The organism is Streptomyces sp. NPDC051582 (genome assembly GCF_040681715.1).
In the GTDB taxonomy this organism is placed as follows: Bacteria; Actinomycetota; Actinomycetes; order Streptomycetales; family Streptomycetaceae; genus Streptomyces.
Genome location: NZ_JBFAZJ010000023.1, coordinates 74,146 through 96,715, shown reverse-complemented (window position 1 = coordinate 96,715; position 22,570 = coordinate 74,146). Strand labels below are relative to the sequence as shown.

Genomic DNA, 22,570 nt, shown 5'->3' with positions numbered 1-22,570 from the left:
GGCGCGGGGCCGGAACCTACGCGGGGTTCTGGCTCTGCAGCGCCACCGACAGCTCGGCCGCGACGTTCTGCAGGATCGGCACGAAGGACTCGGCCACGGCCTCGGTCACCCGCCCCGCCGGTCCCGAGATGGAGATCGCGGCGGCGGTCGGCGAGTTCGGCACCGACACGGCCAGGCAGCGGACCCCTATCTCCTGCTCGTTGTCGTCGACCGCGTAGCCCGCCTTGCGCACGTGCTCCAGGGCCTCCAGGAAGCCCTCCGGAGTGGTGATGGTCTTCTCGGTCGCGGCCGGCATCCCGGTGCGCGCCAGCAGTGCCCGTACCTCGTCGGCGGGCGTGTACGCGAGCAGCGCCTTGCCCACGCCGGTGGAGTGCGGCAGCACCCGGCGGCCGACCTCGGTGAACATGCGCATGGAGTGCTTGGAGGGCACCTGGGCGACGTAGACGATCTCGTCCCCGTCGAGCAGGGCCATGTTGGCCGTCTCGCCGGTCTCCTCGACCAGACGGGCGAGGTAGGGGCGCGCCCAGGTCCCCAGCAGGCGCGACGCGGACTCGCCGAGGCGGATCAGGCGGGGGCCGAGGGAGTACCGTCGGTTGGGCTGCTGCCGTACGTAGCCGCACGCCACGAGGGTGCGCATGAGGCGGTGGATGGTGGGCAGCGGCAGACCGCTGGCGGTGGAGAGCTCGCTGAGGCCGACCTCGCCCCCGGCATCGGCCATGCGTTCAAGCAGATCGAAGGCGCGCTCAAGGGACTGAACGCCACCGCTGGCGGCGGTGGGCTTCGCGGAAGCGTCGGTGGTGCTGGCGCTGGACGTCGGCACGGCGCGGTCCTTTCGGTGCTGGCAGGCAAGGAAGCAGCCTACCGGTCGGTCGGCGTCGGCCCTAGAGCCGGGTCGAAGCCGTCCCCGCCGGTCAGATGGGGTTTGTCCGGGTCGCGGACCTCCTCGGGAAGTTACCCGTCCGCCCCCGGTGGTGGTAGCTACATTCTGGATAGTGAAATCTTAATTCCATCCTGTGGAAACATCCAATTGCGGCACCGGTGTGTCAGTGCTCTGTCCGGCGGCTCTTGACTGGCCCCGGATCGGCGGCGAGACTCCGTCAACAGAACGTTGAATTTCGCTCTGTGGAAGTAGATGGGGAGGTTCCGGCGTGTCCGACGACGTGGAACTGGTACTGCGCTCGACTCGCGTCATCACCCCCGGGGGGACGCGCGCCGCTTCGGTCGCCGTCGCCGCCGGGAAGATCGTCGCCGTACTGCCGCACGACGCCGCGGTGCCGGCCGGCGCCCGGCTGGAGGACTTCGGCGACGACGTCCTGCTCCCCGGCCTGGTCGACACCCACGTGCACGTGAACGACCCGGGGCGCACCGAGTGGGAGGGCTTCTGGACGGCCACCCGCGCCGCCGCGGCCGGAGGCGTCACCACGCTCCTCGACATGCCGCTGAACTCCCTGCCGCCGACCACCACGGTCGACAACCTCCGCGTCAAGCAGGAGGTCGCCCGCGCCAAGGCGCACGTGGACGTCGGCTTCTGGGGCGGCGCCCTGCCGGACAACGTCAAGGACCTGGCGCCGCTGCACGACGCCGGGGTCTACGGTTTCAAGTGCTTCCTGTCGCCCTCCGGCGTGGACGAGTTCCCCGAGCTCGACCAGGAGCAGCTGGCCACCTCCCTCGCCGAGATCACCGGCTTCGGCGGCCTGATGATCGTGCACGCCGAGGACCCGCACCACCTGGACTCCGCCCCGGTCGTCCCGGGCCCCAAGTACGCCGACTTCCTGGCCTCCCGGCCGCGCGACGCCGAGAACACCGCGATCGGCAACCTGATCGCCCAGGCGAAGCGGCTGAACGCGCGGGTCCACGTACTGCACCTGTCCTCCTCCGACGCGCTGCCGCTGATCGCCGCCGCCAAGGCCGAAGGCGTCCGCATCACCGTCGAGTCCTGCCCGCACTACCTCACCCTCACCGCCGAGGAAGTTCCCGACGGCGCGAGCGAGTTCAAGTGCTGCCCGCCCATCCGCGAGGCCGCCAACCAGGACCTCCTGTGGGACGCGCTCGCCGACGGCACCATCGACTGCATCGTCTCCGACCACTCCCCGTCCACGGCGGACCTCAAGACGAGCGACTTCTCCACCGCGTGGGGCGGCATCTCCTCCCTCCAGCTGGGCCTGCCGGCGATCTGGACCGAGGCGCGCCGCCGCGGCCGGACGCTGGAGGACGTGGTCCGCTGGATGTCGGCGGCCCCGGCGAAGCTCGCGGGCCTCGCCCAGAAGGGGGCCATCGAGGCCGGCCGCGACGCCGACTTCGCCGTCCTGGCCCCCGAAGAAACGTTCACGGTGGTCCCGGCCGAACTGCACCACCGCAACCAGGTGACGGCGTACGCGGGCAAGACCCTGCACGGCGTCGTGAAGTCCACCTGGCTGCGCGGCACGCGGATCGCCGACCACGGCACCCCGACCGAGCCCACGGGCCTCCTCCTCGAAAGGCAGAACTGACCAGTGGCGATTGAATCCTTCACCGGCAACGCGAACCCGTACGGAGGCGGCGACCCGTACGCGGACTACCGCACCGCGGACTTCCCGTTCACCCAGTACGCGAACCTCGCCGCCCGTGAGCTGGGCGCCGGTGTCATCGCCGCCAACGACGAGTTCTTCGCCCAGCGCGAGAACCTGCTGATCTCCGAGGCCGCGCACTTCGACCCGGAGGACTTCGGCCACAAGGGCAAGGTCATGGACGGCTGGGAGACCCGCCGCCGCCGCGGCGTCTCGGCCACCCAGCCCTGGCCGACGCCCGAGGACCACGACTGGGCCCTCGTACGCCTGGGCGCCCCCGGCGTCATCCGCGGCATCGTCGTCGACACCGCGCACTTCCGCGGCAACATGCCGCAGGCCGTCTCCGTCGAGGCCACCAACTGGGAGGGTGCCCTCGCGCCGACCCCGGAGGAGCTCCAGGGCGACGCGGTGAAGTGGACGACCATCGTCGCGCGCACCCCGGTCGGCGGCCACGCGGCCAACGGCTTCGAGGTCACCGTCGAGCAGCGCTTCACGCACCTGCGCGTCAACCAGCACCCCGACGGCGGCATCGCCCGCCTGCGCGTCTACGGCGAGGTCCTGCCCGACCCGAAGTGGCTCGCGGCCCTCGGCTCCTTCGACGTGGTCGCGCTGGAGAACGGCGGCTCCGTCCAGGACGCCTCCAACCGCTTCTACTCCCCGCCGGCCAACACCATCAACCCGGGCCGTTCCCGCAAGATGGACGACGGCTGGGAGACCGCCCGCCGCCGCGACGACGGCAACGACTGGATCCGCTACCAGCTGGTGGCCGACTCCGAGATCCGCGCCGTCGAGATCGACACCGCCTACCTCAAGGGCAACTCGGCCGGTTGGGCCTCGCTGTCCGTCAAGACGGGCGAGGAGGGCGAGTGGACGGAGTTCCTGCCGCGGACTCGCCTGCAGCCCGACACCAACCACCGCTTCGTACTGGACACCCCGGCGGTCGGCACCCACGTGCGGATCGACATCTTCCCGGACGGCGGCTTCTCCCGCCTGCGCCTGTACGGCTCGCTGACGGAGGCCGGCGCGGCCGCGCTGACCGCCCGCAACCAGGAGCTGGGCGGCTGACGCCGTCCCCCTGACTGCCCCGGGGGCCGACACCCCCGGGGCCCGCACGGCCCGATGGGGCGCACCGCGGCCGCGGCGCGCCCCATCGGCGCGTCCTCCTGCGCCCCATCGCCGCGTCCCCCTGCGCGCCGCGCCCCGTGCCCGGCCGCGCGTCAGGCCGCGTGCCCGCCGTCCACCGCGAACTCGGCGCCCGTCACGTAGGCGGCGTCCGGACCCGCGAGGAAGGACACCAGGCCCGCCACCTCCGGCGCCGTGCCGAAGCGCCCGAGGGCCGTCAGTGCGCTCTGCGCGGCGGCGTACGGTCCGTCGGCCGGGTTCATGTCGGTGTCCACCGGGCCCGGGTGCACGAGGTTCGCGGTGATGCCGCGCTCGCCGAGCTCCCGTGCCAGCGCCTTGTTCAGGCCGATCAGCGCGGCCTTGCTCATCGCGTACAGGGTTCCTCCGGGGCCCGGGACCCGGGCGGCCATGCAGCTGCCGATGGTGACGATCCGGCCGCCGGAGTCCATCCGGGCGGCCGCGGCCTGGGTGGTGAGGAACACCCCGCGCACGTTGACCGCCAGCACCCGGTCCACATCGGCCAGGGTCAGGGCGTCCAGGGGTCCGAGCACGCCGATCCCCGCGTTGTTCACGAGTGCGGTGATCCGCCCGAGCCCGCGTACGGTCTCCTCCACTGCGGCGACCGCCTGCGCCGGGTCGCCCACGTCGGCCCGTACGGCCACGGCGCGCCGGCCGAGCGCCTCGATCCCGGCGACGACCTCGGCCGCGTCCCGCTCGCCGTTGACGTACGTGAGCGCCACGTCGGCCCCGTCCCGCGCCAGCCGCAGGGCGGTGGCCGCCCCGATGCCCCGGCTGCCACCGGTCACCAGTGCCGCCACAACCGCGCCGTTGCTGCCCATGGTCTTCTCCCTCGTTCTCATTGCCCGAAAAGTCGTTGCGGCTTCAATGAAATAGGGGGAGGGGCGCGGGCGCTGGCGGGAATCGGACCTCGCGTTCGTGCGCGCCGCGCCGATGAGTGCGGGGGAGGCCGGGAGTCTGAAGCCGTACAGGGGGAAACCGTACGGGCGGACCCCGTGCGCGAGACACCGGACGCAAGGAGCGCAGAGCCATGGGCAAGCTGACCCTGACCACCTTCGTGACCCTCGACGGCGTGATGCAGGCCCCCGGCGGTCCGGAGGAGGACCCGTCCGGCGGGTTCGCGTACGGCGGCTGGCTGACCCCGTTCCACGACGAGGGGGTGGGCGCGTTCACCACCGAGCTGTTCGACCGGGCCGGGGCCTTCCTGCTCGGACGCCGGACGTACGACATCTTCGCCGGCTACTGGCCGAAGCGGACCGAGCCCACCGACCCGATCGCGAGCCGGCTCAACGGCCTGCCGAAGTACGTGGCCTCGACCACGCTCAGGAACCCCTCCTGGGCGGGGACCACCGTCATCGACGGGGAGCAGCTCCAGAGCGAGATCGTCCGGATCAAGGACGGGCTGGAGGGGCACCGGGAGCTCCAGGTGCACGGCAGCGGGCAGTTGGCCCAGTGGCTGCTCGCCCGGGACCTCGTGGACGAGCTGAACCTGGAGGTGTACCCCGTCTTCCTGGGCGCCGGGCGGCGGCTGTTCCCGACCGGCGGACTGCCCACGGCCTACGAGCTGGTCGCCTCGCGCACGACGCCGAACGGCGCCGCCATCCTCACGTACCGCCCGACGGGCCGTGCCGCCTTCGCCACCTTCGGCTGAACCGGGAGGGGCGGCTCCCGGAGGGCCGACGCGGCCGCCGGCCGGGTCTGCCGCGGGCGGCCGGAGAGCGCGGACGAGTGACCGGAAATCGCCGGGTCCCGTACTGAGCGGTCACATTAGTGTGACCGCATGCCGTTACCGGACATCAGCGCGAACGACGCGGACTTCCACAGCGACCCCTACTCCTTCTACGCCCGGTTGCGCGCGAGGGGGCCGGTGCACCGCGTGGAGGTCACCGCCGAGTACGCGCCCGCCTTCCTGGTCGTCGGCTACGACGAGGCCCGCCGGGCCCTCGGCCACCCCGGTCTGGCGAAGGACTGGAGCAGCGGTGCGATCCTGCCGGGCATCGTCGTCACCCAGGCCAACCGCAACATGCTGGAGGCGGATCCGCCGCACCACACCCGGCTGCGCCGCCTGGTCGCCCGCGAGTTCACCTCCCGCCGCGTGCAGGCCATGCGGCCCCGCGTCCGGCAGATCACCGACGAGCTGCTCGACGCGATGGCCGCCCGCCCGCAGCGCAGCGCGGACCTCGTCAAGGCCCTCGCCTTCCCGCTCCCGATGACCGTCATCGCCGAACTCCTGGGCGTCCCCGACCTGGACCGCGAACGCTTCGGCTACTGGTCCAAAGAGGTCGTCGCCCCCACCTCCGCCACCCCGAGCACCACCGCGCACCAAAAGCTCGGCGAGTACCTCGGCGAACTCGTCGGCGCCAAGGCGAAGGACCCGGGCGAGGACCTGCTGAGCGCACTGATCCGGACCCGCGACGAAGACGGCGACGCACTCTCCTGCGAAGAACTCATCGGGATGGCCTTCCTGCTGCTGGTCGCCGGCCACGAGACCACCGTCAACCTCATCTCCAACGGCACGCGCGCCCTGCTGGCCCACCCGGACCAACTGGCCGCCCTGCGCGCCGACTGCGACGGCCTGCTCGACGGCGCGGTCGAGGAGATGCTGCGCTACGACGGCCCCGTGCAGAACGCCACCTACCGCTACGCCCGCGAGGACATGGAGCTCGGCGGCACCGTCATCCCCGCAGGCGCCACCGTCCTCGTCTCGCTGGCCGGAGCCGACCGCGACCCCGAGCGCTACGGAGCCCCCGACACGTTCGACATCCGGCGGGCCCCGCAGGGACACCTCGCCTTCGGGCACGGACTGCACTTCTGCATCGGCGCCCCGCTCGCCCGCATGGAGGGCCGCATCGCGCTCCGCGGGCTGCTGGAACGCTTCCCGGACCTGGCCGAGGACCCGGCCGGGGGTCCGCCGGACCACATCGGGGGGAGCCTGATCCGGGGCGTGACCCGGCTGCCGGTGCGCTGGTAGCGCCGCCCGTGTCCGGTCGCGTACCACCCCCGCCGCCCCCGGCGCCCCTACAGGTCCGGGAGTTCCGTCATGCGGACCGGGCGCCGCTCCCGCCGCGACACCTCGCAGGCCTCCGCGATCCGCAGCGCGGCCAGCGCCTCCCGGCCGTCGCACGGGTTGGGTCCCTCGCCGCGCACCAGCCGGACGAAGGCGGCCAGCTCCGCCTCGTACGCGGGGCCGAAGCGCTCCAGGAAGCCCGTCCAGGGCTTGCTCGCCGGGGGCGGGCCGTGCGGTTCGGTCGAGGCGATCGGCGTACGGTCGTCCAGCCCGGAGGAGACCTGGTCGAGCTCCCCGGCCAGCTCCATCCGCACGTCGTAGCCGGCGCCGTTGCACCGGGTGCCCGTACAGGTGGCCAGGGTCCCGTCGTCCAGGGTCAGGACGGCCACGGCGGTGTCCACGTCGCCGAGCTCCCGGAAGACGGGCGGACCCGCGTCGGATCCGGTCGCGTAGACCTCGCTCACCTCGTGACCGGTCACCCAGCGGACCATGTCGAAATCGTGCACCAGACAGTCCCGGTACAGGCCCCCGGAGGTCGCCAGGTACGCGGCGGGCGGCGGGGCCGGATCGGCGGTCATCATCCGTACGGTGTGCAGCCGGCCCAGGGCCCCGGAGCGCACCAGTTCCCGCGCGGTGCGGCAGCCCGCGTCGAAGCGGCGCATGAAGCCCAGCTGGAGCACTCCACCGGCGGCGGTCACCTCGCGCAGCACGGCCAGCGTCCGGGTCAGATCGGTGGCCAGGGGTTTCTCGCAGAAGACCGGCAGCCCGCCGCGGACGGCCCGCAGGACCAGCTCGGCGTGCCCGTCGGTGGCACAGGCCACGACCACGGCGTCCACGCCCCAGGTGAAGACCTGTTCCACGGAGGGTGCCGCGGTCGCCCCGAGCCGGTCGGCGAGGCGCGCGGCCCGTGCGGGATCGGCGTCGGCGAGCAGCAGCGAGCCCGCGTCGCGGTGGCGGGCGAGTGCCGCCGCGTGGAAGGAGCCGATCCGGCCCGTTCCGATCACCCCGATGCGCATGCAATCAACGTGACCCTGTCACCGGAGGCTGTCAATCCGCAGGACAGTACCCGTATGGCGGAGATGGGCGCGAAGGCCCCGATGGCGGCACATGGTCCACTGTGGCGGATACTGAGCGGCTGGAACCGTAATGACCGCTTTGGCGGCAGCGGCCCGCAGACGGCGGCGGCAGACACAGGACGAGGGAAGGGCACGCAGACGTGGCTAGGGTTCGGACAGGGGTACGCGTCGTGGGCGCCGTGCTCGCGGCGGTACTGGGAGCCTCCCTCGTGGGCTGCAGCAGCACGGGCGGCAAGCGCGCCGAGGACCGGGCCAAGGCGGCCCAGGCGGGCCGGCCCGCGGTGTCCACCCCGCGCTGGACCTTCGCGATGGTCACGCACGCGGGCGACGGCGACACCTTCTGGGACATCGTCCAGAAGGGTGCCAAGGAGGCCGCGGCGAAGGACAACATCAACTTCGTCTACGCCCACGACGACCAGGCACAGCAGCAGGCCCAGTTCGTGCAGAACGCCATCGACCAGAAGGTCGACGGGATCGTGGTGAGCCTGGCCAAGCCCGAGGCGCTCAAGGACGTCATCGGCAAGGCGGTCAAGGCCGGCATCCCCGTGATCACCGTCAACTCGGGATCCGCGCAGTCGGCCGAGTACGGCGCCCTCACCCACATCGGCCAGGACGAGCAGATCGCCGGCGAGGCGGTCGGCAGCGAGCTGACCAAGCGCGGGAAGAAGAAGGCCGTCTGCGTCCTGCACGAGCAGGGCAACGTGGGCCACGAGCAGCGCTGCGCCGGGGCCAAGAAGACGTTCGGCGGAACGATGGAGAACCTGTACGTCGAGGGCACCAACATGCCCTCCGTCCAGGCGGCCATCCAGGCGAAGCTGCAGGCCGATCCGTCCGTCGACGCGATCGTCACCCTCGGCGCCCCCTTCGCCCCGACGGCGGTCAAGGCGAAGGACGCGGCGGGCAGCAAGGCCGAGGTCGACACCTTCGACCTCAACGAGTCCGTCGCCCGCGACCTCAAGTCCGGCGCCCTCGGCTTCGCCGTGGACCAGCAGCCCTACCTCCAGGGCTACGAGGCCATCGACCTGCTCTGGCTGTACCGCTACAACGCGGACGTGCTCGGCGGCGGCCGCCCGGTGCTCACCGGACCGCAGATCGTCACGGCCGACGAGGCCGGCAAGCTGGAGGAGTTCATCAAGCGGGGCAGCCGATGAGCACGGCAACGGCCGTCGACGAACGGCTCGCCCCCACCTCCCTGGTCCGCAGGCTGCTCGGCCGTCCCGAGCTCGGCGCGGTCGTCGGCGCGGCCGCCGTCTTCGTCTTCTTCTCCTTCGCGGCGCCGAGCTTCCTGCAGGCCTCCAGCCTCAGCACGATCCTGTACTCGGCCTCCACCATCGGGATCATGGCCGTACCGGTGGCCCTGCTGATGATCGGCGGCGAGTTCGACCTCTCCGCCGGCGTCATGGTCACCACCTCGGCGCTGTTCAGCTCGATGTTCAGCTACCAGATGACCGCCAACGTGTGGGTGGGCGTCGGGGTGTCCCTGCTGGTCACCCTGGCCATCGGCTTCTTCAACGGGTTCATGCTGACCCGTACCAAGCTGCCGAGCTTCATCATCACGCTCGGCACCTTCCTGATGCTGACCGGCCTGAACCTCGGCTTCACCAAGCTGATCAGCGGCTCCGTCTCCACGAAGAGCATCGCCGACATGGAGGGCTTCTCCTCCGCCCGCGCGCTCTTCGCCTCCCAGTGGAACGTCGGCTCGGTCACGCTCAAGGTCACCATCCTGTGGTGGCTGGCCCTGGTCGCCGTCGCCACCTGGATCCTGCTGCGCACCCGCGCCGGCAACTGGATCTTCGCGGTCGGCGGCGGGGCGGACGCGGCCCGCGCGACCGGCGTCCCCGTCGTCAAGACCCGGATCGGCCTGTACATGGGCGTCGCCCTGTGCGCCTGGATCTCCGGGCAGCACATCCTCTTCTCGTTCGACGTGGTCCAGTCGGGCGAGGGCGTCGGCAACGAGTTCCTGTACATCATCGCGGCCGTCATCGGCGGCTGCCTGATGACCGGCGGCTACGGCTCCGCGATCGGCTCGGCCGTCGGCGCCTTCATCTTCGGCATGACCAGCAACGGCATCGTGTACGCCCAGTGGAACCCGGACTGGTTCAAGTTCTTCCTCGGCGCGATGCTCCTGCTGGCGACGCTGCTCAACGCATGGGTCCGCAAGCGGGCGGAGGCGAAGTGATGACCGGTACCGAGTCCGCGACCGCGTACGGGAAGTCCTCCGCGCCGGCGCTCGTGAAGATGACCGACGTCAGCAAGTTCTACGGCAACATCCGCGCGCTCCAGGGGGTCTCCCTGGAAGTGCACGCCGGCGAGATCACCTGTGTCCTCGGCGACAACGGCGCGGGCAAGTCCACCCTCATCAAGATCATCGCCGGACTGCACCGGCACGACGCCGGCAGCTTCGAGATCGAGGGCGAGGAGACCGTGCTCGCCAATCCGCGCGCCGCCCTCGACCACGGCATCGCCACCGTCTACCAGGACCTGGCCGTCGTCCCGCTCATGCCCGTCTGGCGGAACTTCTTCCTCGGCTCCGAGCCCACCAGGGGGCGCGGCCCCCTCCGCCGCCTCGACGTGGAGTTCATGCGGAAGACCACCCGCGCCGAGCTGCTGCGCATGGGCATCGACCTGCGCGACGTCGACCAGCCGATCGGCACCCTGTCGGGCGGCGAGCGGCAGTGCGTGGCCATCGCCCGCGCCGTCTACTTCGGGGCCAAGGTCCTCGTCCTCGACGAGCCCACCGCCGCCCTCGGCGTCAAGCAGTCCGGCGTGGTCCTCAAGTACGTGGCCGCGGCCCGTGACGCGGGCCTCGGCGTGGTCCTGATCACCCACAACCCGCACCACGCCTACCTGGTCGGCGACCGGTTCGTGCTGCTCAAGCGCGGCACGATGGCCGGCAGCCACACCCGCGACTCGATCACCCTGGACGAGCTCACCCGGCAGATGGCGGGCGGCTCCGAGCTGGACGAGCTGAGCCACGAACTGGAGCGGGTGGCAGAATCGGGACCGGACCACCCGTCCGGAGCAGCAGACACCGCATCCGGCACCACCGCACCCTGAGGGACGACACGACTCGATGAGCACGTACCGGGACTTTGCGCTCACCCACCGGGGGTCGGCGCGAGGCACCGTCCTGCGGACCATCGGGACCCGTGAGCGCCGGTCGCACCTGACCGCCCCGCGCGTCCCGACCGTCGGCATCGACATCGGCGGCACGAAGGTGATGGCCGGCGTCGTCGACGCCGACGGGGTCATCCTGGAGAAGATCCGCACCGAGACCCCCGACAAGTCCAAGAGCCCCAAGGTCGTCGAGGACACCATCGTCGAGCTGGTGCTCGACCTGTCCGACCGGCACGACGTCCATGCCGTGGGCATCGGCGCGGCCGGCTGGGTCGACGCCGACCGCTCCCGGGTGCTCTTCGCACCCCACCTGGCCTGGCGCGACGAGCCGCTGCGCGACGCGCTCCAGTCCCGGCTCGCGGTCCCGGTCATGGTGGACAACGATGCCAACACCGCCGCCTGGGCGGAGTGGCGCTTCGGCGCCGGCCGCGGCGAGGACCACCTCGTCATGATCACGCTCGGCACCGGCATCGGCGGCGCGATCCTCGAAGGCGGCCAGGTCAAGCGCGGCCGCTTCGGGGTGGCCGGCGAGTTCGGCCACATGCAGGTCGTCCCCGGCGGCCACCGCTGCCCGTGCGGCAACCGCGGCTGCTGGGAGCAGTACAGCTCCGGCAACGCCCTGGTCCGCGAGGCCCGCGAGCTCGCCGCCGCCGACTCGCCGGTCGCGTACAACATCATCGCCAAGGTCGGCGGAAACGTCTCGGAGATCACCGGGCCGCTCATCACCGAGCTGGCCCGCGAGGGCGACGCCATGTGCGTCGAGCTCCTCCAGGACATCGGCCAGTGGCTCGGCGTCGGCATCGCCAACCTCGCCGCCGCCCTCGACCCCTCCTGCTTCGTCATCGGCGGCGGCGTCAGCGCCGCCGACGACCTGCTGATCGGGCCCGCCCGGGACGCCTTCCGGCGCCACCTCACCGGCCGCGGCTACCGCCCCGAGGCCCGGATCGCCAAGGCGCAGCTGGGCCCCGAGGCGGGCATGGTCGGCGCCGCCGACCTGGCCCGGCTCGTCGCCCGCCGCTTCCGCCGCGCCACGCGCCGGCGCGTCGAGCGGTACGAGCGCTACGCGCAGTGGGGCCTGATCGACTCCCCGGCCACCGCGGAGCGCAAGGCCGCGGACCTCAAGGCCGCGGAGACGAAGGCCGCCGAGCTCAAGGCCGCCGAGCTCAAGGCCGCCGAGACCGGGGCCGCCGAGACCGGAGCAGGCGAGACCGGAGCAGGCGGGGCCGCGGCGGCCGGCGCCGCGGACACGACACCGGCCGAACCCAAGGACGGGGACCCGCGGTGACCCCGCCCTCCGTACCCCACCAGGCCTCCGCCCCCGACGAGGGCGGCTCCCCGCTCCCGCCGGAGGACCGCAAGCACGTCGTCCGGCGGCGCTGGATCACCGCGATCATCATCCTGCTGCTGGTCGGCGTGCCCGCGGGCTACCTCGCCGTCTCCGCCCAGCAGAGCCGCGAGAGCGGCCGCGACAAGGCCGCCAAGGTCGGCGCGACCAAGGTGCGCCCCGGCTGGCCCTCCAAGGTCCAGCGCAGCATCTACGAGGTGCCGATCCCGCCGAAGGCCTGGCGGGTCGGGTTCCTGGAGACCAACAACTGGCGCACCAGCCGGCTGTACGTGCAGTTCGCGGTCACCCCCGCCGACCTGGACTCCTTCCTCGCCGACCTCGGCACCAGCCGGGCCGGGCTGACCCGGGAGGTCTCCGTCAGCCCGCACGACGCCGCCATCGCGGGCTGGAGCTGGGGCCCGCACAACACCTGGTACGGCACCACCCTGGAGCAGCCGAACCCGCGCCCCACCCGGGACGTCACGGTCGATCTCACCGACCCGGCCAAGCCGAGGGTCTACGTGGTGTCCACCGCGACCCCGTAAATGGCTAGCCTGCTGCCATGAAGCTCACCAAGCGGCTGCACTCCTGTGTCCAACTGGAGAAGGACGGGCGCGTGCTCGTCATCGACCCGGGCGCCTTCAGCGAGCCCGACGCGGGGCTCGGGGCGGACGTCCTGCTCGTCACGCACGAGCACCCCGACCACTTCGACGAGGGCCGGCTGCGCGCCGCGCTCGACGCCGACCCGGCGGCCGCGCTCTGGACCCTGCGCAGCGTCGCCGAGCGGCTGGCCCCCGCCTATCCGGGCCGGGTCCACACCGTCGGTCACGGGGACGCCTTCAGCGCGGCCGGCTTCGAGGTCCAGGTCCACGGCGAGCTGCACGCGGTGATCCACCCGGACATCCCGCGGGTCACCAATGTCGGCTACCTCGTGGAGGGATCGCTCTTCCACCCCGGAGACGCGCTGACGGTGCCCGAGGTGCCCGTGGACACCCTGATGCTCCCGGTGCACGCACCCTGGAACAAGGTCGCCGAGGTGATCGACTACCTGCGCGAGGTCAAGCCGCGCCGGGCCATCGACATCCACGACGCCTACCTCTCGGACATCGCGCGGCCGATCTACGACGGCGCCCTCGCGGCCCTGGGCGGCACCGACCACGGGCGCCTCGCCGCCGGAGAAGCCGCCCAGCTGTGACTGTCGGCGGCGGGCGGTAGGTTGGACGGCATGCGTATCGCCACGTTCAACGTCAACTCGATCACCGCCCGGCTGCCCCGTCTGCTGGCCTGGCTGGAGAGCTCCGCCGCCGATGTCGTGTGCGTCCAGGAGACCAAGTGCTCCGAGGCGCAGTTCCCGCACGAGCAGCTGCGCGAGCTGGGCTACGAGTCGGCCGTCAACGCCACCGGCAGGTGGAACGGGGTGGCCCTGATCTCCAAGGTCGGCCTGGAGGACGTGGTCAAGGGCCTGCCCGGCGGCCCCGGCTACGAGGGGGTCGAGGAGCCCCGGGCGATCTCCGCCACCTGCGGCGGGGTCCGCCTGTGGTCGGTGTACGTGCCGAACGGCCGGGAGGTCGAGCACGACCACTACGGCTACAAGCTGGACTGGTTCCGCGCGCTGACCGCCGCCGTCGCCGAAGACGCGGCGGGCCCGCGCCCGTTCGCGGTGCTCGGCGACTACAACGTGGCCCCGACCGACGAGGACGTGTACGACCCGGCGGTCTTCGAGGGCCTGACCCACGTGACCCCGGCCGAGCGCGCCGCCCTGGAGGCGCTGCGGGGCGCCGGGCTCTCCGACGTGCTGCCGCGCCCCCTCAAGTACGACCGGCCGTACACGTACTGGGACTACCGCCAGCTCGCCTTCCCCAAGAACCGGGGCATGCGCATCGACCTGGTCTACGGGAACGAGCCCTTCACCAAGGCCGTCACCGATGCCTATGTCGACCGCGAGGAGCGCAAGGGCAAGGGCGCCTCGGACCACGCCCCGGTGGTCGTCGACCTCGCGCTGGACGCGTAGCCCGGCCCTCCCGGACGGATCCCGCGCGCCCTGTGGCCAGCGCGGGATCCTGGTGCCAGGCTGGTCGGTATGAACATCCCCTTCCTGGACAACTGGCTGAACCGGCACGAAACGGAACGGGGTGCGGGGCTGGCCGCCGCCCTCGCGGACGACCCCGAGGGCGTCAACGAGTTGTTCTCGGAGTGCGAGATGCTGCGCGTCCACGCGCGGGCGGCCGGGCTGGAACTCGACGAGAGCCCGGCCTCGTTGGAGGCGCTCGACCAGCTGATGCCCCGCTGGCGCCGGGACCCCGAGGTGGTGCCCTGGCTCGGCAACGACGCGGGCTTCTACCTCGGCACCGTGATCGTCCGGACCAAGCTGGGCTCCGCCTGGCAGGTCTGGCCCAACGGCCAGCCGGTGATCCGCCTGGCCTCGGGCCGCGAACTGAACGTGGTGGAGTCGGGGGTCTCCTGGGCGATGACCGGCTCCCCGGAGCTCTCCCAGGCGTACGCAGAAGCCTCCGAAGGCTGACCCGTTTGAGCTTTATGTCACCTTTAGGCGTGTCGAGGGGAAGTGCCCTTCCGTCGCTGGATAGTTTGCGCTGACCTCGACACTCCGACAGGTGGGCAGGGCAGCGTATGGCCGTCGATCCGTTGATCGAGCTGCGGGACGTCAACAAGCACTACGGGGCGTTGCACGTCCTCCAGGACATCAACCTCACCGTCGGCCGCGGGGAGGTGGTGGTGATCATCGGCCCGTCCGGCTCCGGCAAGTCCACCCTGTGCCGGACCATCAACCGCCTGGAGACCATCGAGTCGGGCACGATCCGGCTCGACGGCAAGCCGCTGCCCGACGAGGGCAAGGAGCTGGCGGCCCTGCGGGCCGACGTGGGCATGGTCTTCCAGTCCTTCAACCTCTTCGCGCACAAGACCGTCCTCGCCAACGTCTCGCTCGCGCAGATGAAGGTCAGGAAGCGGGGGAAGGACGAGGCCGACAAGCGCTCCCGGGAACTGCTCGACCGCGTCGGCCTCGCCGACCAGGCCCCGAAGTACCCCGCCCAGCTCTCCGGCGGCCAGCAGCAGCGCGTCGCCATCGCCCGCGCCCTGGCGATGAACCCCAAGGCGCTGCTCTTCGACGAGCCCACCTCCGCCCTCGACCCGGAGATGATCAACGAAGTGCTGGAGGTCATGCGCCAGCTCGCCGCCGACGGCATGACCATGGTCGTGGTCACCCACGAGATGGGCTTCGCGCGCTCCGCCGCCAACCGCGTCGTGTTCATGGCCGACGGAAAGATCGTCGAGGACCGCACGCCGGAGGAGTTCTTCACCGCCCCGGAGAGCGAGCGGGCCAGGGACTTCCTCTCCAAGATCCTCAAGCACTGAGGGGCGGGCCGATGAAGCGCACTCACGGCGCGCGCCCGCGCGCCCGCCTCCGTCTCCTGCCGCTCCTCCTCCTCGCCCTGCTGGCCCTCCTCGCCGGCTGCGGCAAGGAGGGCAGCCCTCCGGTCAAGGGCCCCCAGCCCGAGGACCTGCCCGTCTACCAGGTCGCGACGGGCTTCCAGCTGCCGCAGTCCCGTACCTGGGAGCGCGCCAAGAAGCGTGGCCACCTGGTGGTCGGGGTCAAGGAGGACCAGCCGTACCTGGGCGAGAAGGACCCGGCGAGCGCCCGCTACTCCGGTTTCGACATCGAGATCGCCAAGATGATGGCGGCCTCGCTCGGCTTCGACCCCAAGACGATCGAGTTCAAGACGATCGCCTCCGCCAACCGCGAGACGGCCCTCCAGAACGGCCAGATCGACTACTACGTCGGCACCTACACGATCAACGACAACCGCAAGAAGCAAGTCGGCTTCGCCGGCCCCTACTTCATGGCCGGCCAGTCCCTGCTCGTCCGCAAGGACGAGAAGGACATCAAGGGGCCCGAGGACCTCGCCGGCAAGAAGGTCTGCTCCGCCGCCGGCTCCACCCCCTACCAGCGGCTCCAGCGCGAGTACCCGAAGGCGGTCCTCGTCGCGTACGACACCTACTCGGTCTGCGTGGACAACCTGCTGACCTACCAGGTCGACGCCGTCTCCACCGACGACTCCATCCTCCTCGGCTACGCGGCCAAGGTCCCCGAGGAGCTCAAGGTCGTCGGCACGCCGTTCTCCAAGGAGCCCTACGGCATCGGCGTCCCGCGCAGCGACAGCGCCCTGCGCTTCGCCCTCGACGACGCCCTGGCGCAGCAGGAGGAGAACGGGAACTGGAAGAAGGCGTACGAGGCCACGCTCGGCCTGTCCGGCGTCCCCGCCCCGAAGCCGCCCGCCATCGACCGCTACCCGGCGGGCTGAGGGGAGAGCGCACCACCATGTACGTCCTCACGCAGAACTTCTCGCTCTACTGGCAGGGCTTCCTCGGAACCGTCCAGCTCACGGTCTACGCCTCGATCCTCGCCCTGGTCCTCGGCTTCGTGATGGCCTCCTTCCGCGTCGCGCCCGTCGGCTCCTTCCGGGTCTTCGGCACGGTCTGGGTCACAGTGCTCCGCAACACCCCGCTCACCCTGCTCTTCTTCGCCGTGCTGCTGGGCCTGCCGCGCTTCGGTCTGGTGCTGCCCTTCCAGGTGTTCGCGGTCCTCGCGCTGGGCTGCTACACCTCCGCCTTCATCTGCGAGGCCCTGCGCTCGGGCATCAACACGGTGCCCAAGGGCCAGGGCGAGGCCTCCCGCAGCCTGGGCATGACCTTCACCCAGACCCTGGGGTCGGTGGTCCTGCCGCAGGCCTTCCGCAGCGTCATCCCGCCGATCGGATCCACGCTGATCGCCCTCGCCAAGAACTCGGCGATCGCGGGCGCCTTCAGCGTCACCGAGCTGCTGGGCACGTACAAGACCCTCAGCGAGCTGGGCTACAACATCATCTGGACCTTCGTCTGGATCGCCGTCGGCTACCTGATCATCACCTTGTCCATCAGCGCGCTCTTCAACGTGCTGGAGAAGCGCTGGGGGATCACCCGATGACCGCGCACGCGCTCCGCGGGGACCTGGAGTCCACCGCCCTCTACGACCTGCCCGGCCCGCGGACCCGGCGGCGGCACTTCCTCTACGGGATCGTCTCGACGGTGGTGATCCTCGCCCTGCTCGCCTGGATCCTCTACCTCCTCTTCGACACCGACCAGTTCACCGCCAGCAAGTGGAGCCCCTTCACGTACAAGGGCATTCAGGAACTGCTGCTCAAGGGGCTCGGGAACACCCTGAAGGCCTTCCTGTACGCCTCGGTGTTCTCACTGGTCCTCGGCGCGCTGCTCGCGACCGGGCGGCTCTCGGTGCACCGCCCCGTGCACTGGGCGGCCACGCTGTGCGTGGAGTTCTTCCGGGCCATGCCGGTGCTGGTGATGATCTTCTTCATCTTCGTGGCCCTGAAGGTCCAGCCGCTGCCGGCGCTGGTGGCGGGGCTGACCCTGTACAACGGCTCGGTGCTCGCCGAGGTCTTCCGTACGGGCATCAACTCCGTCGACCGGGGGCAGCGCGAGGCGGCGTACGCGCTCGGCATGCGCAAGACCCAGGTGATGACGTTCGTGCTCGCCCCGCAGGCGGTCAGGGCGATGCTGCCCACGATCATCAGCCAGCTGGTGGTGGCCCTGAAGGACACCTCGCTCGGATACCTGATCACGTACGAGGAGTTCCTGCACGCGGGCAAGCTGATCGCCTCGAACCTCGACTACGACCTGCCGTTCATCCCCGTCGTCATGATCATCTCCCCGATCTACATCGGGATGTGCATGCTGCTCTCCTGGTTCGCCGGCTGGGTGGCGCGGTTCGAGCGGCGCAGCGTGAAGACCGAAGCGGTCGGCGTCGCCGAGGCCGAACCCGGAACGGTGCTGCCGGGCGGTCCACGGTAGCTCCGAAGAGCCGCCCCGCCCGGCAGCAGTCGCAGATCACTCCTCGCGCAGAGGTACCGATACGTACGAGGGATCGGTGCGCGGCGAGGAGAAGGTCAGCTGCGCGCCGGTGGGGTTGTGCTCGATGTAGAGGGGGTCGACGGTGTCGATCACGAGGGCGAGCCGGTGGCCCTCGGGCACGTCGTAGGCGGTGGAGAACAGCTCCAGGTCCACGCCGAAGGCCCGGCCCCGGGGCTTGTCGTGGAAGGTGTACGGGGCGTTGCTGACCAGCTTGCCGATGCCGAGCGGGCCGACGTCGTAGAGGTAGGCGACGAACGTGCCGTCCGCGGCGGTGGGGGTGACGGTGGTGTGCAGCTTCACGGTGCCGCGGATGCGGCGTTCGGCCTCCTGGCGCGGGGACTGCCACACGGCGGCGAAGGCGCGGGGGAGGAGCGGGATGGAGGCGGTCGGGGGCGCCTTGACCAGCTGGTCGAGGATGCTGGAGAGGAAGACGACGCCGCCGTCGGCGCCCGAGTCGACGCCTGTGAACAGGTGCTCGCTGTCGGAGAGCGGGAGCTTCTCGGTGCCGCCGGCGCCGACCGACTTCCAGTCGGCGTAGCCCTCGTAGCCCTCGTTGCTGCGGGACTTGATCTGCACCGGGGCCTCGGTGTCCACGCCGTTGCGCTCGCCCTTGAGGTAGCGGTCGAACCAGCGGTGGGCGTTGGTCCAGGTGTCGTTGGGCAGTCCGAGCAGGCCGGTGCCCTCGGCGGTGGCGTGGTCGCCGGGGCGGAACTCCAGGCGCTTGGGGCCGGTCAGCTTCTCGTAGAAGGCCGCGTACTGGTTGGGCGGGAAGATGGTGTCGCCCCAGGCGTTGCCCAGCATGATCGCGGCGCCGTTGGCGTTGATCTCGTCGACCTGCTCCGCGGCCGAGCGCTTCCTGCCCCACTCGATCATCTGCGGCTCCCGGTCCAGCCGGGAGCCGAGGAAGTCGCCGAGGATCTGCCCCAGTTCGGGGCCCGGCCGGCCGGTGAGGTATCCGGCGCCGCCGAGCAGGGCCGCGGCCTGGAGGTGCTGGGTGCGGCCCGAGTAGATCGACTCGATGATGTCGGCCCAGCCGCTGAGCGCGACCACGGCCTTGATCCGGGGATCGTGCGCGGCGGCCAGGAGGCTGATGCCCGCGCCGTAGGAGACCCCGCCCAGACCGATGTGGTCCGCGTCGGCGGGGGTGTTGGCCAGGGCCCAGTCGATGACGGCGGAGACGTCGGCGGTGTCGGGCGGGCCGGCGACCTCGATCTCGCCGCCGGAGAGCCAGAAGCCGCGGGAGGTGTAGCTGACGACGACGTAGCCGTCGTCGGCGAGCTTCTTGGCCTGGGCGACGTATTCGATCTGCGGCATGCCCCAGCTGGTGGGCAGGACGACGAGCGGGTACGTCCGGCCGGACTGCGCGCCGGCCGGGGTGAAGACATTGCCCTTGAGGGTGATGCCGCCGGAGCCGGGGATGTCGTGGAAGCGGAGGTCGGACGGGGCCGACGAAGCCGCCGCCGCGGCGGGGGCGGGCGCCGCCTGGGCCTGGTGGGGGGCCAGGCCCAGGGCGGTTGCCGCGAGTACGGCCGCCACGGCGGCCGCGGTGCTGCTGGTGGTGCGGGCGGTGCGGACCATCGATCGCTCCTCGCGTGCGCCGGTGTCAAAGTGACCCGACGGTAACGGGAGGGGCTTACCGGAGGTAACCCGCCGGTAAGTTACGCGGCGGTAACGATTGGCCGTATGTCAAGTGCGCGGATCAGCCGTTCTGGGGAGTGGAGCTCGCGCCGCCCGGGGCGCCGCCGGCCAGGGCGCTCTTGGCCTTCCATTCGTCCCAGGACAGGTTCCACTCGCCGTAACCGTTGCCGATGTCGGCCTTGCCCTTGGAACCGTCGCCGGCGACCTCGACCAGGTCGCCGACCTGGGCCTCGGCGAACAGGTCCTTCGCGTTGGCGTCGCTCATGCCCACGCAGCCGGAACTGGTGTTGGCCCGGCCGAAGTTGCCGTTGTTCCACGGGGCGGCGTGGATGTACATGCCCGACCAGGTCACCCGCATCGAGTAGTCGACCATCTTGTCGTAGGAGTCACCCAGGCCCACCGTCTGGGAGTCCATCCGGATGGTGCCCTCCTTGGACATCAGCACCATCTTCCCCAGCCAGGAGGCCTTCTGCCCGCCGGGCGTGCCGGCCGAGATCGGGATGGTCTTCACGGCCTGACCGTCCTCGGTCACCGTCATCTTGTGGGTGTCGAGGTTCACCTGGAGCCGGCGGTCCTTGCCGATCTTGAACTCGGTGTTGTAGTCCTTGACGAACATCCCGCCGCCCTGGCCCGAGTCCACCCCGTTGAGGTTCATCTCGACCTTCACGTCGGTGCCGGACTTCCAGTACTCCTTCGGCCGCCAGTCCACCCGGTCGTTGCCGGTGTAGTCCTTGAACCAGCCCCAGGAGCCCTCGGTGTTGTTCGAGGTGGTGACCTTCAGGTGCTTCTCGACCTCGGCCTTGTTCTTGACCGGGTTGTCGAAGACGATCGAGACCGGCTGGGCGATGCCCACCACCGGGTTGGCCTTGCCCGGGTTGATCGTGACCTTGTTCACCTTGTCCGCGGCGACCGTCTTGAACTGGGCGCTCGCGTTCTGGCTCTCGGTGTTCTGCGCCTCGACCTTGTAGTCCGTGCCCGGCGAGGCGTTGCGCTCGGAGGTCCAGGTCTTGCCGTCGTCGGCTATCTTGCCGGGCAGCTCACCGCCCTTCCCGTCGGACACCTTGACCAGGGCCAGCTTCCCGTCGGCGAGGGTCACCTTCACCGGCTCGCCGGGCTTGGCCTGATCGCCCGTGAGGTTCACGGATATCGCCATGTCCGGCTTCTTCTTCGCGTCCGCGGTGCCGGAGCCCTTCGCGTCACCGCCCGAACCGCCCCCGCAGGCGGTCAGCGCGGCGGCCATGAGTGCGGTCCCGGCCAGCATGGCGTGGCGACGACTGCGTGCGGTACGGCGTGTGCGGCTCAACGAAACCCCTCCAAGTAATGATCGTTCGCAAATGGAGATGCGGACGGCACGACTGTAGGTTGCACAATCCGGCGAAAAGTTCCGACTTTCTCTTGTGACGTCGACCGCAGCGAAACGGTCATCGTCCGGTCACAATCGCCGCGCACGCCGGTCACGGACTCCTGTGAGAGTCCTGTGCGTCCCCCATCCTCCGGACGTACAGGAAGGCCGAATCGCCGTGTGCGCACTGCTCGTGACCCCCGCCCAGCGAAACCAGTCCCCGGAGCGGGAGCTGAGAGTGCGTCCGATGTCCGTACCGGAATACCAGGCCTTCCTTTCGCGTAACCGGAACGCGAGCTTTCTGCAGTACCCCTCCTGGGCCGAGGTAAAGGACCTTTGGCGCTCGGAAAGGGTCGGATGGCACTACCCCGACGGGGAAATGGCCGGCGCCGGCCTGATCCTCTACCGCCAATTCCCCGGCACCCGGAAATACTTCGCGTACCTCCCCGAGGGCCCCGTCGCCGACTGGTCCGACCCGCACATCGACCGGTGGCTGGACCCCCTCAAGCGCCACCTGCGCGCGGCCGGCGCCTTCGCCGTGCGGATCGGGCCCACCCCCGCCTACCGCCGCTGGGACGCCGCCGCCGTCAAGGCCGCCACCGGAGCGGGCCGGCAGATATCCGACGTACTCGCCACCGAGGTCGACCCGGTCGGCGCCGCCCTCGCCGACCGGCTGCGCACCCGGGGCTGGAAGCGCTGCGGCGGCGAGGACGACGGCGACGCCCAGCCCCGCCACGTCTTTCGCGTACCGCTCGCCGGCCGCTCCGTCGAGGAGCTGTGGTCGGGCCTGAACCAGGAGTGGCGGCGCAACGTCCGCAAGGCCGAGAAGGCCGGCGTGCAGACCTTCATCGGCTCCGCCGCCGACCTGCCCGAGTTCTACCGGCTGCTGCGCATCACCGAGGAGCGCGACGGCTTCCGCCTCGGCCGCTCGCTCGCGTACTACGAGCAGCAGTACGAGGTCCTCAACGCCGAGGCACCCGGCCGGATGCGCCTCTACCTCGGCGTCCACGAGGGCGAGATCCTCGCCGCGCACACCATGATCGTGGCCGGGAACCGGGTCTGGTACCAGACCGGCGCCTCCGCCGACCACCGCCGCGACGTCCGCCCCAGCAACGCGCTCCAGTGGCACATGATGTGCGACGCCCACGAGCTCGGAGCCCACGAGTACGACATGCGCGGGGTACCCTCCACTCTTGACCCCGACGAACGTTCTTTCGGGCTGCTGCGCTGGAAGCTCGGCACCGGCGGGCAGGTAGTCGAAACGCTCGGCGAGTGGGAGACCCCCATGGACGGATACGCCAACACGGCGCTCTACAAGGCCTTCCAGGCGTACATGGCCCGCCGGTGACCAGCACGGACACCAGGCAGACCACCGCAGCGACGGCGGACCCGGCGCCCGCCGACCCGGCATCCGCCGACGCCGAGGGCACGGACACGTCAGGCGCCGCAGGCACCTCG

General features: G+C 71.0%; 21 protein-coding genes and 1 pseudogene. 17 read left to right on the top strand and 5 right to left on the bottom strand.

Features of this window, described 5'->3' with window-relative positions:
* Positions 1–16: 16 nt before the first annotated feature.
* Entirely contained in the window at positions 17–820 is an 804-nt protein-coding gene (locus tag AB0M92_RS27105) for an IclR family transcriptional regulator (protein WP_366104904.1), read from the bottom strand.
* A 328-nt stretch (positions 821–1,148) separates the two neighbouring features.
* On the opposite strand from AB0M92_RS27105, the gene allB reads away from it, so the two are divergent.
* Positions 1,149–2,489, top strand: coding sequence for an allantoinase AllB (gene allB / locus AB0M92_RS27100; protein WP_366104903.1), 1,341 nt, complete (start codon positions 1,149–1,151; stop codon positions 2,487–2,489).
* A 3-nt stretch (positions 2,490–2,492) separates the two neighbouring features.
* Positions 2,493–3,611, top strand: coding sequence for an allantoicase (gene alc, locus AB0M92_RS27095; RefSeq protein WP_366104902.1), 1,119 nt, complete (start codon positions 2,493–2,495; stop codon positions 3,609–3,611).
* A 152-nt stretch (positions 3,612–3,763) separates the two neighbouring features.
* Here the strand turns inward: alc and AB0M92_RS27090 are convergent, their stop codons facing one another.
* Positions 3,764–4,528, bottom strand: a complete 765-nt coding sequence (locus AB0M92_RS27090) for a 3-oxoacyl-ACP reductase family protein (protein WP_366104901.1) — start codon at positions 4,526–4,528, stop codon at positions 3,764–3,766.
* Positions 4,529–4,716: 188 nt separating this feature from the next.
* On the opposite strand from AB0M92_RS27090, the gene AB0M92_RS27085 reads away from it, so the two are divergent.
* Positions 4,717–5,337 (top strand): dihydrofolate reductase family protein, encoded by a 621-nt coding sequence (locus tag AB0M92_RS27085; RefSeq protein ID WP_366104900.1) that lies wholly within the window; start codon positions 4,717–4,719, stop codon positions 5,335–5,337.
* A gap of 129 nt (positions 5,338–5,466) precedes the next feature.
* Positions 5,467–6,657, top strand: a complete 1,191-nt coding sequence (locus AB0M92_RS27080) for a cytochrome P450 (RefSeq protein ID WP_366104899.1) — start codon at positions 5,467–5,469, stop codon at positions 6,655–6,657.
* A 47-nt stretch (positions 6,658–6,704) separates the two neighbouring features.
* Here AB0M92_RS27080 and AB0M92_RS27075 read toward each other — a convergent pair whose 3' ends face one another.
* Positions 6,705–7,709, bottom strand: coding sequence for a Gfo/Idh/MocA family oxidoreductase (locus AB0M92_RS27075; RefSeq protein WP_366104898.1), 1,005 nt, complete (start codon positions 7,707–7,709; stop codon positions 6,705–6,707).
* A 230-nt stretch (positions 7,710–7,939) separates the two neighbouring features.
* Here AB0M92_RS27075 and AB0M92_RS27070 point away from each other — a divergent pair, with 230 nt between their 5' ends.
* From AB0M92_RS27070 to AB0M92_RS27015, 12 genes and pseudogenes are all read left to right on the top strand, one after another.
* Positions 7,940–8,920 (top strand): sugar ABC transporter substrate-binding protein, encoded by a 981-nt coding sequence (locus AB0M92_RS27070; protein WP_366104897.1) that lies wholly within the window; start codon positions 7,940–7,942, stop codon positions 8,918–8,920.
* On the top strand, positions 8,917–9,948 hold the full coding sequence (locus AB0M92_RS27065) for an ABC transporter permease (protein ID WP_366104896.1): 1,032 nt from the start codon (positions 8,917–8,919) through the stop codon (positions 9,946–9,948). Before AB0M92_RS27070 ends, AB0M92_RS27065 begins: the two co-directional genes overlap by 4 nt.
* Positions 9,948–10,826, top strand: a complete 879-nt coding sequence (locus tag AB0M92_RS27060; RefSeq protein WP_366104895.1) for an ATP-binding cassette domain-containing protein — start codon at positions 9,948–9,950, stop codon at positions 10,824–10,826. The genes AB0M92_RS27065 and AB0M92_RS27060 overlap by 1 nt, the downstream gene beginning before the upstream one ends.
* A gap of 16 nt (positions 10,827–10,842) precedes the next feature.
* Positions 10,843–11,955: pseudogene (locus AB0M92_RS27055) on the top strand (ROK family glucokinase); the annotation flags it as partial.
* A 212-nt stretch (positions 11,956–12,167) separates the two neighbouring features.
* Entirely contained in the window at positions 12,168–12,755 is a 588-nt protein-coding gene (locus tag AB0M92_RS27050) for a hypothetical protein (protein ID WP_366104894.1), read from the top strand.
* A 17-nt stretch (positions 12,756–12,772) separates the two neighbouring features.
* Entirely contained in the window at positions 12,773–13,405 is a 633-nt protein-coding gene (locus AB0M92_RS27045) for an MBL fold metallo-hydrolase (RefSeq protein WP_366104893.1), read from the top strand.
* Positions 13,406–13,435: 30 nt separating this feature from the next.
* On the top strand, positions 13,436–14,221 hold the full coding sequence (locus AB0M92_RS27040) for an exodeoxyribonuclease III (RefSeq protein WP_366104892.1): 786 nt from the start codon (positions 13,436–13,438) through the stop codon (positions 14,219–14,221).
* A 69-nt stretch (positions 14,222–14,290) separates the two neighbouring features.
* A complete protein-coding gene (locus AB0M92_RS27035; RefSeq protein WP_366104891.1) occupies positions 14,291–14,731 on the top strand; it encodes a DUF6278 family protein in 441 nt (146 codons plus the stop codon).
* A gap of 107 nt (positions 14,732–14,838) precedes the next feature.
* Positions 14,839–15,582: an amino acid ABC transporter ATP-binding protein gene (locus AB0M92_RS27030; RefSeq protein WP_366104890.1), complete on the top strand. Its 744-nt coding sequence runs from the start codon at positions 14,839–14,841 to the stop codon at positions 15,580–15,582.
* Between the two features lie 11 nt (positions 15,583–15,593).
* Positions 15,594–16,529 carry a glutamate ABC transporter substrate-binding protein gene (locus tag AB0M92_RS27025; protein WP_366104889.1) on the top strand — a complete coding sequence of 312 codons (936 nt, stop codon included), beginning with the start codon at positions 15,594–15,596 and terminating at the stop codon, positions 16,527–16,529.
* Between the two features lie 17 nt (positions 16,530–16,546).
* Positions 16,547–17,191 (top strand): amino acid ABC transporter permease, encoded by a 645-nt coding sequence (locus AB0M92_RS27020; RefSeq protein WP_366104888.1) that lies wholly within the window; start codon positions 16,547–16,549, stop codon positions 17,189–17,191.
* Positions 17,188–18,072 (top strand): amino acid ABC transporter permease, encoded by an 885-nt coding sequence (locus tag AB0M92_RS27015; protein ID WP_366104887.1) that lies wholly within the window; start codon positions 17,188–17,190, stop codon positions 18,070–18,072. The genes AB0M92_RS27020 and AB0M92_RS27015 overlap by 4 nt, the downstream gene beginning before the upstream one ends.
* A gap of 36 nt (positions 18,073–18,108) precedes the next feature.
* Here AB0M92_RS27015 and AB0M92_RS27010 read toward each other — a convergent pair whose 3' ends face one another.
* Complete coding sequence (locus AB0M92_RS27010) at positions 18,109–19,710, bottom strand: CocE/NonD family hydrolase (protein WP_366104886.1); 1,602 nt, start codon at positions 19,708–19,710, stop codon at positions 18,109–18,111.
* Between the two features lie 121 nt (positions 19,711–19,831).
* Positions 19,832–21,031, bottom strand: a complete 1,200-nt coding sequence (locus AB0M92_RS27005) for an Ig-like domain-containing protein (RefSeq protein ID WP_366104946.1) — start codon at positions 21,029–21,031, stop codon at positions 19,832–19,834.
* Positions 21,032–21,359: 328 nt separating this feature from the next.
* Between AB0M92_RS27005 and AB0M92_RS27000 the strand changes: the two genes are divergently transcribed.
* On the top strand, positions 21,360–22,460 hold the full coding sequence (locus tag AB0M92_RS27000; RefSeq protein ID WP_366104885.1) for a peptidoglycan bridge formation glycyltransferase FemA/FemB family protein: 1,101 nt from the start codon (positions 21,360–21,362) through the stop codon (positions 22,458–22,460).
* The last annotated feature ends 110 nt before the right edge of the window (positions 22,461–22,570 follow it).